This is a genomic window from Amycolatopsis sp. NPDC104863 (assembly GCF_055582965.1).
In genome coordinates this window covers 229,613-245,845 of record NZ_JBVJOW010000002.1, presented here as the reverse complement: position 1 = coordinate 245,845, position 16,233 = coordinate 229,613, and the positions used below count along the sequence as shown (strand labels likewise).

Below are 16,233 nucleotides of genomic sequence, written 5' to 3'. Positions count from 1 at the left end.
CACATGAGACATAACCCACCGCCGGGGCGGATTTCCGCTCCGGCGGTGTCACGCTCGAAGCATGTACTGGCCGGTTCCGGCGTCCTGGACGCCCCACGACGAAGCCGAGCTGCTCGCCGGCTGGCGGCTGTGGCTCGAGCTGTCCGACCGCGCCTGGCCGACCGCCGCCTGGGACGGCACGCCGGCCGATGCCGTCCGGCAGCTGCGGGAGCTGCTGGCCGCGTGTGACGACATCGAGACGGCGTACCGAGACACCGCCGAGGAACCGTCGCCCGGGTTCCGGCGGCTCGTGCAGGGCCTCGTCGTCACGGCGGGCGCGGCGATCGGGCTCTGGTGGGACGACTTCGAGCAGCTCGACAGCGAGCGCGCGGCCCTGCTCCACGACGACCTCGCGCGCTTCGCCGAGCAGGCGGAGCAGGTGCTGACGCTGCTCGCCGTCAACGGCGGCTGGACCGGGCTCGACGAGGTCCGCCGCCGACCCGGTTCATTCTAAAAAAGAGCCTTGAGCCGGCCGCGAAGCGCGGTGGCTCGATTGATGCGATTACTTCGGCTGTTGATGCCCGATCGAACCCGCCGGTAGTACTCGGCCGCATCCGGCGGGGTGAACGACACTTTGGTGGCGTTGTTCACCTGCTCGTAGAAGCCGGTCATGATATTCCGCGTGTCGCGTGGATCCAGAGAGATCTTTTCGGTATTGATGATCCGATCGAGTTCAACGACCGCGGTGAGCAGGTCGCCTTTTTGCCAAATGCGCCCCCTTGGTTCGAAGCTGCATTTCTCGATGAACTTGAACACGCCCTCCAGGCGTTCCTCTATCTCGCTCTTCGCGGGAAATGTGTCATTGAAACGCTCGAGGTAGGGTTCGTGCTCTTCGTCAAGGTTGAAGTAGCCGCTCATCATGGTGACGATCAACGTCAAGACAAAACGGACATCGTTCATGCGGCGTCCGTCGAGTGAGGTGAAGAACTTGTGCCTCGCAAAAAAAGAATGTGTGGCAATTTTCTCGGCGAACTGCTTCAGTTCGCCGTCGAACCTCGAGTGGTTCACTTCCATGGCGGTCAGAGAGTAGTTGGTCGAGTTGATGCGGTGAAATATGTCTCGAGTCTCGTGTTCGGTAAGGGGGCCGAGATCCCGGACCACCACTTCGTATTCGAGGAATGAGATCTTTTCGTCTTCTGGCAATTCGGCGTACGGCTTGAGTTTGTCGGGCACGGTGAGTTCGTCTGCTCCCGTGAAATACTGGTACAGTGTGGTGATCCGTTGTTGTCCGTCTACGATGAGCTCGGAACCGTCGCCGGTGTCTGGATCGACCTCTCCGGCGCTCATGAAGATCTCCGGAAAAGGTAGTCCGTGTAGTACGGTCTCAAGAAACGCGACCTTGTGGTCGTTCGACCAGACCAAGCGCCGTTGAAACGCCGGGTTCGGGATGACCACTCCGTCGCGTATACCGGTCAGCAGCGAGCGAAGCCTCTTGTTGGTGGCTGAGGTCTGCATCTAGGATCCATACTCCAGTGGTCGGCACTTGTTGATCGCGTTGTTCTGGTATTTGATCAAAAAATTGACGTCGTGGTACAAGGCGCCGGATATTTTGTAGGGGCCGCCGACCTGTATTCGCTGCAGGTTTCGGAAGAACTCCCACCACTCGTTGGTGAAGCTGAATTCCGGGCCGAGGGGGAGCTTGTCCGGTCTGATCCAGCCCCAGGACAGGTAGGCTTCGAACTGGCGCTGTAGATGCCAGGCTCTGCCTGACATCTTGAAATCGTGCAGCTCGTGCCACAACTTCTGGTACAGGTCGTGGTTGACTATTGCGATATCTATGTCCGACGAATCGCTGAAGGGTCGATAGCGCTTGTGGGGTGCGATGCTGAATCCCAGCTTGGCGGATCCGACGACGAAGATGTCAGTCGACGTCTTCAATGAGAAGTGGTCGGCAATGTGTCGTTTGACGTTGAAGTGCTGGTCTTCATTGAGCGCGTAACAACTGCCGTGCAGGATGTGCCGCTCGGTGAGTTCGTTGTTGCTCTTTTCGGACAGCAGTTCTTGCTGGAATGCTTCCACGGTCAAACTGGTAGTGTGCCAGAGCTGCGCTGGTTGAGCTGTGTCCGTGGTGTCGGATTCCGGAGACCGGATCGAAGTGGAGATGCTCACTGCCGCCTCGCGCATGAGGATGGGGGTCGACATGAGGTGAAGTGACGCAGATGCACGGAACGACGCTAGCAGCACGCTGATTTCCGCCGCTCCCCGTCTCTGTGGTCGCATATTGTGAAAGAAAAATACTGCGATCTCACTCGGACGAGTTATAAGTGTTACTCGATTGGGTGAGCTATGTGGAAAACAAATACCGTTCGCGCTTGTGGCTCAGGTATCGGTCTGGTTCTCAGCGGTGCGCTGGGCCGGTGAGCAGCCTGTCACAGCAAGTGATTGCGCCGCTTGGCCCAGTCGGGAGCCGTCCGGGGTGGGTACCCAGCCGGTATGAATCGGACATCAGAGGGCGCGAACCGGGCGGCGCAGGGCGCGCGCCGGACCGGGGCCACCGCCAACCGGGGCGCGAAGAGCGACACCGCGCAGTGGCTCGGCCGGGCCGGGATGGCGTGTTACGGCGTGGTCCACCTCGTCCTCGCCTACCTCGCGCTGCAGGTCGCCTTCGGCGACAGCGAGCAGGCCGACCAGAAGGGCGCCCTCCAGCAGGTCGGCTCGACGGCGTTCGGGCAGGTCCTGCTCTGGGTGCTCGCCGTCGGCCTGGTCCTCTACGGCCTCTGGCAGTTCCTGATGGCCGCCACCGGCTACGAATGGGTCAGCGGCGGGGAGCGGACACGCAAGCGGATCGGCGCCGCGGCGCGCGGGGTCACCGTGCTCGCGCTCGGGTTCTCCGCCATCAAGCTCGCCACCGGCAGCGGGGGCGGCGGGTCGAGCAACCAGACCCAGCAGGAGTTCACGGCCAAGCTGCTGCAGCTGCCCGCCGGGCCGGCGCTGGTCGTCGTCGCCGCCGCGGCCGTCCTCGGGGTCGCGATCGCCGCCGGGGTCAAGGGCTTCAAGAAGAAGTTCCTCGAAGACCTCGACACGAGCGAGCTGCCCGGGAAGACCAAGCACTGGATCGGCTGGGTCGGCATGACGGGCTACCTGGCCAAGGGTGTCGTCTTCGCCGTGGTCGCGATCCTCCTCGCCATCGCCGGGTTCACCGCCGACCCGAACAAGGCCGGCGGGCTGGACGCCGCGCTCAAGACGCTCGCCGCCCAGCCCTTCGGCACCGTGCTGCTGACCGTCGTGGCGCTCGGCCTCGCCGCGTTCGGCGCCTACTGCTTCGGCGCGGCCTGGGCGCACAAGCGCTAACGCCGGGCCACCCGCGCGAGGTATTCCTTGCGGTCCAACGGGTTCTCGCCGGTCCGCGGCCGCGTCGGCGGCGGGCCGGGGTAGGGCCGGTAGTCCGCGAACTCGCTCAGGAACACGCCTTCACCCTGGCTGAGCGCCGGGAGGGCCTGCTCGAACGCGTGGACGTGCTCCGCGGGGATCGTGCCGTGCAGCGTGCACGACACCGGCCCGACGACGGGCTCGCCGGGCACCGCGCGCAGCTCGCCGAGCTTGAGCAGCACCGCGCTGACGGCGTTCGCCGGGATCTCCAGCTCGAAGCGGTGCACCGGCTCGTGCACCCGGGTGCCGGCCCGGTTCAGCGCGGCCATCAGCACCAGCGGGGTCATCTTCCGGAAGTCGCCCGCGGCGCTGATCGGGCTGAAGTACGCCGTGTGGGTCAACGTGACGGCGCAGTCGAGCACCTCCCAGCCGTACAGGCCCTGGTCGAGGGTGGTGTGGACGGTCTCTTCGATCGCCTTGTGGAACGCCAGCGGCAGCGAGCCCAGCTGGACCGAGAGGCCGAACGTGACGCCGGGACCGGGTTCCACCCGCAGCCCGACCGTCGCGAAGAAGTACAGCCGCTGCTCCGGATCCATCTCCTCGAGCGCTTCCCCGCACCCGATCGGCTTCTCGACGTACAGGGTGCGCGTCTCCTCGAACGTGACGTCGAGGCCGGCGCCGTCGGCCAGCATCGAGCGCAGCACCTCCTTCTGCACCTCGCCGTAGAGCCGGACCGAAAGGTCGTGGCCGTGGCGGCGGACGTCGATCAACGGGTCCTCTTCGGACAGCCGGGTCAGCGCCGTGTACAGCGCCGAGGCCTGCTCGGGCCGGACCGGCCGCACCACGGTCTCCAGGCTCGGCGGCGCGAACACCCCCTCGCGGGCGGTGCCGGGGGCGCCGAGCCGGTCGCCGATCCGGACGTCCCGCAGGCCGCGCACCCGGGCGACGTCACCGGCGAGCGCGACGTCGTCACCGGCGACCTCGACCGCCGAGACGCGGCCGGTGAGCTCGGTTCCCCCGCGGTAGAAGGAAATCCGCTGCCGGGGCGCCAGGGAACCGGAGAACAGGCGTGCGTAGGCTATCTTCTCCCCGGCGCGGCCGCGGTCGATCTTGAATACCGTCGCGCGCAGCGGGCCGTCGCCGGTGCGCTCGGTCGCCGGGAGGAGCCCGGCCATCGCCGTGACGAGCTCCGCGACGCCGGCGCCGGTGATCGCCGAGCCGGTCAGCACCGGGTACAGCGCGCCGCGGGCGACCTGCCGGACCAGCTCGGCGCGGCAGGTCGCGGGATCGACGCTGTTGTCCACATAGGACTCCAGGAAGGCGTCGTCGCCGTCGGCGAGCAGCTCGGCCAGCTCGTCGGGCGGGGCGTTCAGCGCGATCGCCCGCGGCGCCAGCCTGGCCCGGATCTCGTCCAGCAGGTCACGCGCGCCCGGCCGGTCGGTCTTGTTGACGAAGATCAGCACCGGGATGGCGAGCCGGCGCAGCGTGCGCATCAGGACCCGGGTCTGGGCCTGCACCCCTTCGACGGCGGACACCACCAGGACCGCGCCGTCGAGCACGCGCAGCGCGCGCTCGACCTCGGCGATGAAGTCCGAGTGGCCCGGGGTGTCGATCAGCGTGATCCGGGTGTCGCCGGTCACGAAGGACGCCACCGCGGACCGGATGGTGATGCCGCGACGGCGTTCGAGCTCGAGGGAGTCGGTCTGGGTGTCACCGCGGTCGACGCTGCCGAGGTGGCTGATGGCGCCGGCTTCGAAGAGCAGGCGCTCGGTGAGGCTGGTCTTACCGGCGTCGACGTGCGCGAGAATGCCGATGTTCAGGGTTTTCACGGGAGATCCTCTGGGATGCGGGGGACAGGCCGGGTCGGACGGTCTGTCGGCGCATCGGGATCTCCTCACGGTCGTGGACGCAGGTCAGAGGCAAGATAACGCCGCCGCGGGGCGCGCGAAACCGGTTTTCGCCGCCGCCGTCGTCCCTGTCGGTTCCCTGTCGATCACGCTCCGGAGCTTCGGGTGAGGGTGCCGGGTGCCCTACTTTGGGTCGGGTCAGTTGAAATTTCACCTACCGGGGAGCTGAAACCGGATGTTCGGACGATTCAAGGACGTGGCCCTGTTGCTGGGGAGGATCGGCGTCGCGGTCGTCTTCCTCGCGCACGGGATCCAGAAGTGGAACAACGGCGTCGACGGCACCGCGAAGTTCTTCGCCATGACCGGCATCCCCATGCCCACGGTCGCCGCGATCTTCGCGATGACCGTCGAAATCCTCGGGTCGATCGCGTTCATCGCCGGGTTCCTGATGCCGCTGGTCGGCGTCGGCTACGTCGTGATCTCGGTCGGCGCGCTGCTCTCGGTGCACATCGACAACGGGCTCACCGGCCAGGGCGGCTACGAGCTGGTCCTGGTGCTCGCGCTCGCCGGGCTGGCGCTGGGCTTCAACGGCGGGCGGCTGTCCCTGGACCACCTGGTGTGGGGCCGCCGGCGCGCCCGCCGCGAAGCCGAGGTCGGCGAGCTGCAGAACGCCTAGGCCGGGAGGTCCGCCGTGGTGCGTTCGGCGGCGCGGCGGGCGTCCAGCTTGGCTTCGTCCGCGTTGCTCACGTGGACCAGGTGGGCGCCGGCGGCCAAGGGGACGAGCAGGCCGTCGAGAATGCCTTCCGGGCCGCTCCAGTCCCGAGTGGACAGCACGCGGTCGTCCGCGCTCAGGCCGAGTTTTCCGGCCCGGGCGCGGGCTTCCGCGAGCAGTTCGTCCACAGTGGAGTCGAAGAGCGCCGCCGTGTCGCCGGGGACCGGGAAGAGCGGGCTGTACTGGTCGCCCGCCGCGCGGGACTCCGTCAGGTAGTCGAACGCGCCGCCGCCCGGGGGCTCGTCGAGGCCGCGGCCCATCGGGTCGAGCGTCACGACGGCGGTCGCGGTGGCGCCGGTCGGCTCCGGGTCGTCCGGCCCGACGAACGCCACCCGCGCGCCCGCGCCTTCGGTCACCACGCGGGCGCCGCACCACCAGGCCCCGAGCAGCACGCCGACGGTCTGCCAGTGCGCCGGGAGCTGCACGGCCACGGCGTCGCCGGGCTCGATGTCGAACTCCTCGGTCAGCCAGTTGGCCGTTTTGGCCGCCCAGTTGGCGGTCGTCGCCACGGACAGCTCGACGCGGCTGCCCAGCTGGTCGTCGTAGTGGGTGATCAACGGTTTGGCGGGCGAGGCCAGCAGCGGGCGCAGCAGCTCGTCGGTCAGGCTCATGCGGACAAGGCTAAAGCGCGGACCACGCGCCTCGCCGGTTGACACCGCGAGTCCGGGCTGAGTAGCTTTGCTTTGAAAGCAAAGCTATCTCGGAAGCTGGGGGACAGCCATGACCATCCTCGTCACCGGCGCCCGCGGGCACGTCGGGCGCGCTGTGCTGGAGGCGCTCGTCGCCGCAGGTCAGGACGTCCGCGCGTCGTCCCGCGACGCCACCACGCTCGACGTGCCCACCGCGAAGGTGAGCGCCGACCTGGAGGATCCCTCCACAGTGGACGCCGCGCTCGACGGCGTCGACGCGGTGTTCCTGTACACGCGGCTGTCGGGGATCGAAGGGTTCGTGAAGGCGGCCGAGGCGGCCGGCGTGCGGCACGTCGTGCTGCTGTCGTCGGCGGCCACGCTCGAGCCGCAGTCCGCGCAGAGCCGGATCGCGACGCTGCACCGCACGGTCGAGGAGGCACTGGCCGCGGCGCCGTTCGCCTCGACGGTGCTCAACCCCGGCGCGTTCGCGACGAACGTCCTGGGCTGGCGCGCGGACATCGTGTCGGGCGTCGTCCGCATCGCGTACCCGGACTCGCGGATCGGGGCGATCCACGAGCGCGACATCGGCGACGTCGCCGCGCGGATCCTGGTCGACGGATCGCACGCGGGGGAGGCGCTCGGCCTCACGGGCCCGGCGCCGATCTCCTTCCGGGAGCAGGTGGACGTGCTCGCGGACGTCCTCGGCCGGGCGTTGCGGGTCGAGGAGGAGACGCCGGAGCGGTCGGCCGGGAAGATGGTCGCGCTGGGGTGGCCGCCCGAGGTGCCGCCGGAGGTCCTGCGCGCGTGGGAGCGCACGACGCGGGAGCCGTCGCTGGTCACGGACATCGTGCGCGAGGTGACGGGGAACGCGCCGCGGACCTTCCGGCAGTGGGCGGAGGACCACCGCGCCGACTTCGCCTGAGCTCGCTCAGTTGACGCAGGTGACGCCGGGGGAGGCTTGGCGCAGCGGTGCCGCGGCGGGGGCGGCGCCGCTGCCCGAGCCGCCGGCCGGGAGTCCGGCCGAGCTGGTGCTGCCGGGGAATCCTGCTGCCGCCGAGCCGCCGACCGGGAGTGCGGCCGCCGCTGAACCGCCGGCCGGAAGGCCTGCCGCCGCCGAGCCGCCGGGGAGTCCGGTCAAGCTGCTGCCGCCGGCGAGTCCGGCCGCCGCCGAGCCGCGGACCGGAAGCCCGGCCGCCGCTGAACTGCCAACCGGGAGTCCGGCCGCCGCCGAACCGCCGCCCGTTGGGGCTCCTCCCGGGGCCTTCGCCGCCGCCGGGGCCGGGCGGCCCGCCAGGCCGGCCACGAACTCCCGGACCGCGTTCGGGTCGACTTCCACGATGCTCTGGCCGTCCGGGCTGCGGCCGTTCGCCGTGATCACCGGGATCGTCGCGAACGTCAGGTCGCCCGAGGCGATCCCCTTGGCCTGCTGCGCGAACTGCAGCAGGTCGAGCCCCGGGTCGAGGGTCAGGGACCGGTGGACCGCGTCCATCAGGTTGCCCATCGTGCCCGGGCTCGCCAGCGTGCCCGCCGACAGGACCTGGTGCAGCGCCGAGGACAGGAACGCCTGCTGCCGGACGATCCGGTCGAGGTCGCCGCGCGGGAGGTTCTTGCGCTGGCGGACGAACGACAGCGCCTCGCCGCCGGACACCGTCTGCTCGCCGCGGCGGAAGTTCGCGCCCGAGTCCTTGTCCTCCGTCGCGTGGTTCAGGCACACCTTGACGCCGCCGAGGGCCTCGGTGAGCAGGTAGAACCCCAGCAGGTTGACCTCGGCGTAGTGGTCGATGCGCACCTGCGTGAGGTCCTGCACCGCCTGCACCAGGATCCGGCGGCCCTCGGTGTCCGAGTCGCGCTCGATCTTCGCCTGGTCGCGCTCGCCCTGCGCGCGCAGACCCTGCGCGAAGTGGGCCTTGGCGATGCCGTACGCCGAGTTGATCTTCGCCTTGCCGCGGCCGGGGACGTCCGTCCACGTGTCGCGGGGGACCGAGACCGCCGACGGCTTCGCGCCGTTCTTCGGCACCCGCAACAGGATCATCGTGTCGGTGTTGACCGCGCCGTCGTTGGACTCGGTCCGCAGCTGCTTCAGCACGCGCGCCGGGAGTGCGTTGCCCTGCGCGTCGGTGCGGGCGTCGCTGCCGACCAGGAGGATGTCGTCCGCGCCGTCGTCGGCCGGCGGCGGCGCGGGCTCGCCGGCCCGCGGGGTGAGCGCGTCGGTCGTCGGGACGTTCTGCTGCAGCTTGTCCTTGGTGACGTACGCGTAGCCGCTGGCGCCGAGCGCGAGCAGCGAGACCAGGCCGATCGCGACCCGGCGCGTCACCCGCCCGGCGCGCCTCGTGCGCGAAGGGGCTTCGACCACCGGGGGCTGTCTCGGGAAGGGCGACGGCTTCCAGTCGGGATCGTCGCGCTGCGTCACCGGCTCGGCGACCGGCTCCGGCCATTCCTGGTCGTCTTCCACCCTGCTCTACCTCCCCCGAACACCCTGCGTACTCAGTCTAGTTGACGCAGGGAACGTCGCCCGCCGTGATCGTCGGCGCGGCGGGGGTGGAGCTAGCGGCCGTCGAAGGCGGTGCCGACGGCTTGGTCGCCGTCGGCGCGCCGCCCGGGCCGGCGGAGGCGCTGCGGAAGTCCTTGCCGAGGAGCACGCGCACGTGCCCGGCGGTGACGTCGCGGTCCGGCTCGGCCTGGACGCTGGTGCCCAGGGCCTGCTTGACCAGGTCCAACGCGGCGGTGTCGGCCGGGTTGTAGCGGACGACGGTGGTGTTGCGGGTGCTCAGCCGCTGGTCGGCGGCGAGGGTGAAGCCCTTGCCCTGCAGCATCGTGTGGGTCTGGCCGGCGACGGTGGTCGAGCCGGTGCCGTCGAACAGCTCCACCGTGACGGCCTTCGCGCCGGGCACCTGCGCCGGAGTCGGGGTGGCCGGGGTGTCACCGTCCGAAGTCAGCCGCGTCACCTCGGCCTGGACGGCGGCCTGGTCGACGCGCAGCACGTCGGCGCCGCCGATCACGGCGTTGCCCTGCGTGGGGATGGTGTGGAACTCGATGTTGCCGCCGGTCAGGCCGCGCATCTGCTCGGCGAACTCGGTGAGGTCCCAGCCCTGCGACAGCACGACCGACTTCTTCACCGCGCTCACCAGGTCGGCGATCTTCCCCGGGCTGGTCAGCACGTCGGACGAGATCACCTTGCGGGCGAGCCCGGAGAGGAAGGCCTGCTGGCGCGCGATCCGGTCGAGGTCGTAGTTGGGCAGGTCGTACCGCTGCCGGACGAAGGCGAGCGCCTGCACACCCTCGATCGTCTGACGCCCGCCCGGCAGGTCCACGCCGGACTTCGCTTCCTTGACCGGCCCCTTGAGGCAGACCTCGACGCCGCCGATCGACTTCGTGATCTCGTAGAAGCTCGCCAGGTTGACCTCGGCGTAGCGGTCGATCATGCCGGGCTTGCCGATGAACTTCTCGATCGTGGCGATCAGGTTCTTCCGCCCGGCGACCTTCGCCTGCGCGTCGGCCTGCTTGAGGTCGGTCATGCCCTGGCGCTGCAACGTTTTGTAAGTGTCCGTGTACGCGTAGACGAACGCGCTGTTGAGCTTGTGCTTGCCGTAGCCGCCGGCCAGCTCCACCCAGGAGTCGCGGGGGAAGGAGATCGCGATCGCGTGCTTCCCGTTCTGCGGGATGTGCACGAGGATCATCGTGTCGGTGTTCAGCTCGCCGTCGGAGACCCCGGCGTGCAGCATGTCCAGCACCTCGCGGGGCAGCGGGTTGCCCTGCGCGTCGGTGCGGCTGTCCTGGCCGACCAGGAGGATGTCGATCGCGCCGTCGAGCGGCTTCGCGTGCGCTTCGGTGTCGGCGAACACGTTCGTGGTGGTCAGGCCGGTGTTCGGGTCGCCGATGAAGTGCCAGGCGTACCAGGTCAGGGCCAGGACGGCGACCGACAGCAGGGACACGACGACCTTGCCGCCGCGGCGTGCGAAGACCGCGACACCGTGGTTGCGGCGCGCCGGGACGGGCGGCGCAGGCCATTCGGTCACGCGCTTCCTCCCCTGTGAAACCCCGTGCTTCCCCCAGGGCACCCCTGTGCCTCCAGCAAGACTCTACTGAGGGTCCTGTAGGACCTCCGTAGGCTGGGGGCCGGTTGCCCCGCGCGGGGGCCGAGGAAAGGCGGGAAGATGCGGGTCCTGGTCACCGGTGGTGCCGGCTTCATCGGGTCGCACTACGTCCGGCAGGTGCTGACCGGCGCCTACCCGGAACTGCGCGACGCCGAAGTGGTCGTGCTCGACAAACTCACCTATGCGGGCAACGAGGCCAACCTCGCCCCGGTCGCCGCCGATCCGCGGCTGCGGTTCGTCCGCGGTGACATCTGTGACACCTCCCTGGTCGCGGAGGTGGTGCGGGGGGTGGACCTGGTGGTGCACTTCGCCGCCGAGTCGCATGTGGACCGCTCGATCCTGGGCGCCGCCGACTTCGTGCTGACGAACGTGCTCGGCACGCAGAACGTGCTGCAGGCTTCGCTGGAGGCCGGGGTCTCGAAGTTCGTGCACGTGTCCACCGACGAGGTCTACGGCTCGATCGAGACCGGCTCGTGGACCGAGGAGCACATCCTGGAGCCGAACTCGCCGTACGCGGCGTCGAAGGCGTCGTCCGACCTGGTCGCGCGGTCGTTCCACCGCACCCACGGGCTGCCGGTGTGCGTCACGCGGTGCTCCAACAACTACGGTCCGTACCAGTTCCCGGAGAAGGTCATCCCGCTGTTCATCACCAGCCTGCTCGACGGCGGGAAGGTGCCGCTCTACGGCGACGGGCTCAACGTCCGTGACTGGCTGCACGTGGACGACCACTGCCAGGGCATCCAGCTGGTCGCGCACCGCGGCCGGCCCGGCGAGATCTACAACATCGGCGGCGGCACCGAGCTCACCAACCGCGAGCTCACCGGGAAGCTGCTCGACGCGCTCGGCGCGAACTGGGACAGCGTCGAACCGGTGCAGGACCGCAAGGGTCACGACCGCCGGTACTCGGTGGACATCACGAAGATCGGCGCGGAGCTGGGGTACGCTCCGCGGGTGTCCTTCGAGGACGGTCTGGCCGCGACAGTGGCCTGGTACACGGACAATCGCGCGTGGTGGGAGCCCTTGGCGGAACGGGCCGCGCTCAAGGAGTAGAGGATGTGGCGGTGCGGCTGACGGTGCTCGTGCCCGGTGGTTCCGGACAGCTCGGGCGGGATCTCGCCGCCGCGGCCGGGGGTGACCTTGACGTCGTCGCGCCCGGTTCGGCGGAGCTGGACGTGACGCAGACGGGCCAGGTGCTGGCGGCGGTCGGCGCGCTGGCCGACCGGGCGCGGGAAGCGGGTTCGGCGCCGGTGGTCGTCAACGCGGCGGCCTACACGGCGGTCGACGCGGCGGAGCAGGACGAGGAACGGGCGTTCGCGGTCAACGCCGACGGCCCGCGGGTGCTCGCGGCGGCCTGCGCGGCCCGCCGGGTCCCGCTGATCCACGTGTCGACGGACTACGTCTTTTCGGGCGACGCGTCTTCTCCTTACGAGCCTTCCGACGAGCTCGGCCCGCGGAGCGCGTACGGCCGCACCAAAGCGGCGGGCGAGGACGCGGTGCTCGGCTCGGGCGCGTCGTCGTGGGTGGTGCGCACCGGCTGGCTGTACGGGCGGTCGGGGTCGAACTTCGTGAAGACGATGGCGAAGCTGGAGTCCTCGCGCGACGAGCTGTCCGTTGTGGACGACCAGCTCGGCGGTCCCACGTGGACGGCCGACCTGGCGGCGGGGCTGCTGGAGCTGGCCGGTCGTGTGGCCGCGGGCGACGGCCCGGAGCGGCGCATCCTGCACTGCACGAACGCGGGCTCGGTGAGCTGGTACGGCTTCGCACGGGCGATCTTCGCACGGCTGGGCGCGGACCCGTCGCGGGTGAAGCCGTGCACGACGGAGGAGTTCCCGCGGCCCGCGGAACGTCCGGCTTACTCGGTGCTGTCGCCGGCTTCGTGGCAGGAAGCCTGGCTGACGCCGATGCGGCCGTGGGAAGAGGCTTTGGACGCTTACTTCGCGGCCGAGTCAGTGCCGGCCTGAGGCCAGCCGGTAGGCGCCGACCGTCAGTTCGGCGCACGTGCGCCACGTGAAGTTCGCCGCCTGGGCTCGGCGGGCGGCCGACGTCGCCACCGCGTGCGGGTCGGTCACCGCCATGCGCAACGCCTCGGCCAGGCCGTCGACGTCGCCGTACGGGACCAGGCTCGCGCAGTCGCCCGAGACCTCGCGCAGGGCCGGGATGTCCGTGCAGACCACCGGGACGTCCGAAGCCATCGCTTCCAGCACCGGCAGCCCGAACCCCTCGTCACGCGAGGGCAGCACCACCGCCGACGCGCCCGCGACCACCGTGCGCAGGTCCACATCGGACAGATAGCCGGTCTGGCTCAGCCGGGCGCCGCGGGGGAACGGGCCCGGGCCGGCGAACACCAGGTCCGGGAGGTCGGGCGCCGCGTCGTGGGTGCGGGTCAGCCAGTCCAGGCCCTTGCGCGGGCCGGCCGCGCCGGCGAACAGCAGGTAACGAGCGGGCAGGCCCAGCCGGGCGCGCCGCTCGTCGTCCGGGGGTCGTGCGGTGAACCACGCCGGGTTCACGCCCAGCGGCGTCACCACGATCTTGTCGCGTGAGACGTCGAGGCGCTCCGCCACCGAGTCGGCCACCGCCGCCGTCGGCGTGCAGATCACGTCCGCGCGGTGGGCGCCGCGGCGGACCAGCTCCGGCAGGCCGCGGTCGCTCGGCGCGAGCTCCTCGGGATTGTCCAAAAAGGCCAGATCGTGGATCGTCACGACCCCGGCGGCGCGGAACCGGCCGGGCAGCACGAAGTTCGTGCCGTGCACGACGTCGGTCGGGCCGGCGAACAGCTCCACCGGCGGGAAGTCCGAGCGCAGCCACGCCCGCCGCAGCAGCCTGGCCGCCACCGGGATCCCGCGGGCCCGCGCGCCGTACGGGAGCACGTGCCGCAGCCGCCGCCAGCCGCGCAGCGTGAACGCCACCGCGCGCGTGTCCACCTCGGGGATCGACACCAGCTCTTCGCTCAGCGCCGCGGTGTACCGGCCGATGCCGGTGCGCGCGCCGAGCAGCGGAGTGCCGTCCAGGAGGACCCGCAGCGACCTAGCCACGGCGGAGCCGTTGCTTCGCGACCTTGATCGCCCGGCCGCCGACGCGCCGAGCCAGCTCACGCGGCCCGCCCGCGTTGAGGTACTCGCGGATCAGGTCGGCGTCGCGGCGCAGCATCGCCCGGCCGCGCACCGCCGGTGTGGTCGTCAGGTCCGCCGAGCCGGGCAGCCGGTCGGCCGCCGGCCGCGGGTCGCGGCAGAACTCCACCAGCGGCTTCAGCGCTTCGGGCCACGCGAACCGCTGCGCGACGACGGCGATCCGCTCGACGCAGCCCGCGGCGAACTCCTCGTCGTACAAGGACTTCTCGAGCGCGTCCGCCAACGCGGAAGCGTCCTCCGCCGGGACGACGACCCCGAGCTTCTCCGCCCGCACCAGGTCGGCGAAGGCGTCCCCGTCGGTGGTGACGATCGGCAGCCCGGCCCACAGGTAGTCGAGCACCCGGGTGCGGAACGCGAACGTCGTCTCGACGTGCTCGTAGTGCGTGGTCACGCCGCAGTTCGCGTCCAGCAGCCAGTTCTGGCGCTCGTGGTAGGGCACCCACTGCTCGTTGAAGTAGACGTGCTTGTCCGTGAGGCCCAGCGAGTCGGCCAGCCGGATCGTCCGCGCGCCGATATCCATCTCGGCGACCTCGGGGTTCGGGTGCTTCATCCCGAGGAACACCAGCCGGACGTCACCGCGGCGCCGGCGTAGCTCGTCGATCGCGCGCACCAGCGTCAGCGGGTCGAACCAGCTGTACACCCCGCCCGCCCAGAGCACGACGTGGTCGGTGCCGCCGATGCCCAGCGACGACCGCAGGCCCGGCCCGGTCCGCGTGGGCGCCTCCGGCGACAGTCCGAAGGGGACGACCGCGAGCAGCGACTGCGTGGTCGGGTCGGCGTCGTAGAGCCGCGGCGAGAGCCGGCCCATCGCGGCCAGGTGCCCGAGCCAGAAGTGCCGCTGCCGCTCGGACGCGCAGAGGAAGAAGTCCCCGCGTTCGAGCTGCGCGTCGAGCACCTTCGTGACACCGGCGAGGTCGGCCGCGCGCTTGTCGTCGGCGACGCCCTTGCCCTGCTCCAGCAGCTCGAGGTGCATCGGGTCGTAGAGGTCGGCGACGACGATCTTGCCGCTGTGCTCCTTCTTCAGCGACGGTGCGAGCTCGAGGACGTGACCCTGCAGCACGACGATGTCGGCCCAGGCAACCGGCGCCTCCAGCTCGCGGTGCTTGCCCGCGCTGACGCGGAACGGCGCGGGCGGCGGGGTCGCGAGGGGGTTGGTCGTGACGAGGTGGACGTCGTGCTCGGCGGACAGCGCCAGCGCGATGTTCCAGGCGCGGATCGCGGGGCCGGCCATCCGCTCGGTGAGCGCGTCGCCGGTGATCACCAGGATCCGGCGACGCTGCCCGAACGCCTTCTCGATGCCGAACGCCTCGACCAGGATGTCGTGCGCGGCGAGGTAGCGCGGCAGCGGGTAGGCGGGCTCCAACGCTTTGCGCAGCAACGGAAGCAGGTCGGCGTCGGTGCGGACGCGGGCGGCCTGCTCGACCGCGCGGGAGGCGGCCAGCGACGGCAGCTGCTCGACAAACTGGTCGATCGCCAGCAGCCCGGCCAGCGTGGTCCGCGGGATCGCGACGTCGCCGGACTCGATCGGGCCGACGCCTTTCTCCAGGTCGAGCTGGGTCGCGTCCAGCTCACCGCGGGCGGTGGCCCGGCGGACGGCCAGGGCGAGCGCGGCCGGCAGGGCGCGGGCCAGCGTCTCGTCGGAGAGGTTCTTGTAGAGCGCGGCCAGGGCGTTGCGCTCCAGCAGGAACGTCTCGCGGCCGGTCTCCGGCGCGTCGACCGCGGCCATCGTGCCGTGGTGGCGGTGGTAGGTCAGCGACTCCGGCACGTACCGGACGCGCCAGCCGCGCAGGTTGAGCCGCCAGCCGAGGTCGACGTCCTCGTAGAACATGAAGAACCGCTCGTCGAAGCCGCCGAGCTCGGCGAACACCGAAGCGCGCACGAACATGGCCGAGCCGGTGCCGAACAGGACGTCCTTCGCGACCTCGTGCTCGGCGGCCGGGACGTCGGCCAGCGGCGAGCCCGCGTGGCGCTTGTAGCCCATGCCGAACCAGGTCAGGCCGCCGTCGACGAAGTCGGTGCCGGTGCCGTCCCAGTCGAGGACCTTGCTGGCCACGGCGGCGACCCGCGGTTGCGCGCGCAGCTCGGCGACCGCGGCGGAGACCCAGCCGGGCGCCGGGCGGGCGTCGTTGTTGAGGAAGCCGAGGACGGTGCCCTTCGCGTGGCTCGCGCCGAGGTTGCAGCCACCGGCGAACCCGGTGTTGCGGCCGGCCTCGATCACGCGGGCCTGCGGGACGGCCTCGCGGATGCGCGCGGCTTCGTCGGAGTTGTCGACGCAGATCAGCTCGAGCTCGGCGTAGTCGTGCTCGGCGAGCGCGCGCAGGCAGGTGATCGTGTCTTCGGCCCCGTGGTAGTTCACCACGATCACCGAGACGAGCGGTTGCGGTTCCCCCTGCGCCAAAGCCCTGCTCCTGTCGT

At 70.4% G+C, this 16,233-nt stretch carries 13 protein-coding genes and 1 pseudogene; 6 read left to right on the top strand and 8 right to left on the bottom strand.

All coding sequences use genetic code 11. The annotated features are described in order from the left end of the window. Positions 1 to 61 precede the first annotated feature (61 nt). On the top strand, positions 62 to 493 hold the full coding sequence (locus tag ACZ63J_RS10435) for a hypothetical protein (protein WP_465404035.1): 432 nt from the start codon (positions 62 to 64) through the stop codon (positions 491 to 493). On the opposite strand, the gene ACZ63J_RS10430 is transcribed toward ACZ63J_RS10435, so the two are convergent. Together ACZ63J_RS10430 and ACZ63J_RS10425 are read right to left on the bottom strand one after the other, a co-directional pair. After that, on the bottom strand, positions 490 to 1,494 hold the full coding sequence (locus ACZ63J_RS10430; protein WP_465404033.1) for a DUF262 domain-containing protein: 1,005 nt from the start codon (positions 1,492 to 1,494) through the stop codon (positions 490 to 492). The genes ACZ63J_RS10435 and ACZ63J_RS10430 overlap by 4 nt on opposite strands. Continuing rightward, entirely contained in the window at positions 1,495 to 2,181 is a 687-nt protein-coding gene (locus ACZ63J_RS10425) for a hypothetical protein (RefSeq protein WP_465404031.1), read from the bottom strand. 291 nt (positions 2,182 to 2,472) lie between these two features. Here ACZ63J_RS10425 and ACZ63J_RS10420 point away from each other — a divergent pair, with 291 nt between their 5' ends. Beyond that, positions 2,473 to 3,330: a DUF1206 domain-containing protein gene (locus ACZ63J_RS10420; protein ID WP_465404030.1), complete on the top strand. Its 858-nt coding sequence runs from the start codon at positions 2,473 to 2,475 to the stop codon at positions 3,328 to 3,330. Here the strand turns inward: ACZ63J_RS10420 and ACZ63J_RS10415 are convergent. Then, positions 3,327 to 5,177, bottom strand: a complete 1,851-nt coding sequence (locus tag ACZ63J_RS10415) for a GTP-binding protein (RefSeq protein ID WP_465404028.1) — start codon at positions 5,175 to 5,177, stop codon at positions 3,327 to 3,329. The genes ACZ63J_RS10420 and ACZ63J_RS10415 overlap by 4 nt on opposite strands. A 253-nt stretch (positions 5,178 to 5,430) precedes the next feature. Between ACZ63J_RS10415 and ACZ63J_RS10410 the strand changes: the two genes are divergently transcribed. Next, entirely contained in the window at positions 5,431 to 5,871 is a 441-nt protein-coding gene (locus ACZ63J_RS10410) for a DoxX family protein (protein ID WP_465404027.1), read from the top strand. On the opposite strand, the gene ACZ63J_RS10405 is transcribed toward ACZ63J_RS10410, so the two are convergent. Then, complete coding sequence (locus ACZ63J_RS10405; RefSeq protein ID WP_465309233.1) at positions 5,868 to 6,578, bottom strand: TIGR03089 family protein; 711 nt, start codon at positions 6,576 to 6,578, stop codon at positions 5,868 to 5,870. The genes ACZ63J_RS10410 and ACZ63J_RS10405 overlap by 4 nt on opposite strands. Before the next feature lie 109 nt (positions 6,579 to 6,687). Here ACZ63J_RS10405 and ACZ63J_RS10400 point away from each other — a divergent pair, with 109 nt between their 5' ends. Continuing rightward, positions 6,688 to 7,518 carry an NAD(P)H-binding protein gene (locus tag ACZ63J_RS10400; protein ID WP_465404025.1) on the top strand — a complete coding sequence of 277 codons (831 nt, stop codon included), beginning with the start codon at positions 6,688 to 6,690 and terminating at the stop codon, positions 7,516 to 7,518. Positions 7,519 to 7,800: 282 nt separating this feature from the next. On the opposite strand, the pseudogene ACZ63J_RS10395 reads toward ACZ63J_RS10400, so the two are convergent. Continuing rightward, a pseudogene (locus ACZ63J_RS10395) lies at positions 7,801 to 9,048 on the bottom strand (LCP family protein); the annotation flags it as partial. 37 nt (positions 9,049 to 9,085) lie between these two features. Continuing rightward, on the bottom strand, positions 9,086 to 10,612 hold the full coding sequence (locus ACZ63J_RS10390) for an LCP family protein (RefSeq protein WP_465404023.1): 1,527 nt from the start codon (positions 10,610 to 10,612) through the stop codon (positions 9,086 to 9,088). A gap of 138 nt (positions 10,613 to 10,750) precedes the next feature. Between ACZ63J_RS10390 and rfbB the strand changes: the two genes are divergently transcribed. Then, positions 10,751 to 11,740 carry a dTDP-glucose 4,6-dehydratase gene (gene rfbB / locus ACZ63J_RS10385; RefSeq protein WP_465335712.1) on the top strand — a complete coding sequence of 330 codons (990 nt, stop codon included), beginning with the start codon at positions 10,751 to 10,753 and terminating at the stop codon, positions 11,738 to 11,740. 5 nt (positions 11,741 to 11,745) lie between these two features. Beyond that, on the top strand, positions 11,746 to 12,651 hold the full coding sequence (gene rfbD / locus ACZ63J_RS10380) for a dTDP-4-dehydrorhamnose reductase (RefSeq protein WP_465404022.1): 906 nt from the start codon (positions 11,746 to 11,748) through the stop codon (positions 12,649 to 12,651). On the opposite strand, the gene ACZ63J_RS10375 is transcribed toward rfbD, so the two are convergent. Together ACZ63J_RS10375 and ACZ63J_RS10370 are read right to left on the bottom strand one after the other, a co-directional pair. Next, the gene (locus tag ACZ63J_RS10375; RefSeq protein ID WP_465404020.1) at positions 12,637 to 13,722 is read right to left on the bottom strand and encodes a glycosyltransferase family 4 protein; all 1,086 of its coding nucleotides are present in this window, start codon (positions 13,720 to 13,722) and stop codon (positions 12,637 to 12,639) included. The genes rfbD and ACZ63J_RS10375 overlap by 15 nt on opposite strands. Then, a complete protein-coding gene (locus ACZ63J_RS10370; protein WP_465404018.1) occupies positions 13,715 to 16,216 on the bottom strand; it encodes a glycosyltransferase in 2,502 nt (833 codons plus the stop codon). The genes ACZ63J_RS10375 and ACZ63J_RS10370 overlap by 8 nt, the downstream gene beginning before the upstream one ends. Positions 16,217 to 16,233 lie beyond the last annotated feature (17 nt).

Coding starts and splice junctions, on each gene's coding strand:
- rfbB (WP_465335712.1), top strand. CDS start 10,751: ATGCGGGTCCTGGTCACCGGTGGTGCCGGCTTCATCGGGTCGCACTAC.
- ACZ63J_RS10430 (WP_465404033.1), bottom strand. CDS start 1,494: ATGCAGACCTCAGCCACCAACAAGAGGCTTCGCTCGCTGCTGACCGGT.
- ACZ63J_RS10400 (WP_465404025.1), top strand. CDS start 6,688: ATGACCATCCTCGTCACCGGCGCCCGCGGGCACGTCGGGCGCGCTGTG.
- ACZ63J_RS10435 (WP_465404035.1), top strand. CDS start 62: ATGTACTGGCCGGTTCCGGCGTCCTGGACGCCCCACGACGAAGCCGAG.
- ACZ63J_RS10420 (WP_465404030.1), top strand. CDS start 2,473: ATGAATCGGACATCAGAGGGCGCGAACCGGGCGGCGCAGGGCGCGCGC.
- ACZ63J_RS10410 (WP_465404027.1), top strand. CDS start 5,431: ATGTTCGGACGATTCAAGGACGTGGCCCTGTTGCTGGGGAGGATCGGC.
- ACZ63J_RS10405 (WP_465309233.1), bottom strand. CDS start 6,578: ATGAGCCTGACCGACGAGCTGCTGCGCCCGCTGCTGGCCTCGCCCGCC.
- ACZ63J_RS10425 (WP_465404031.1), bottom strand. CDS start 2,181: ATGTCGACCCCCATCCTCATGCGCGAGGCGGCAGTGAGCATCTCCACT.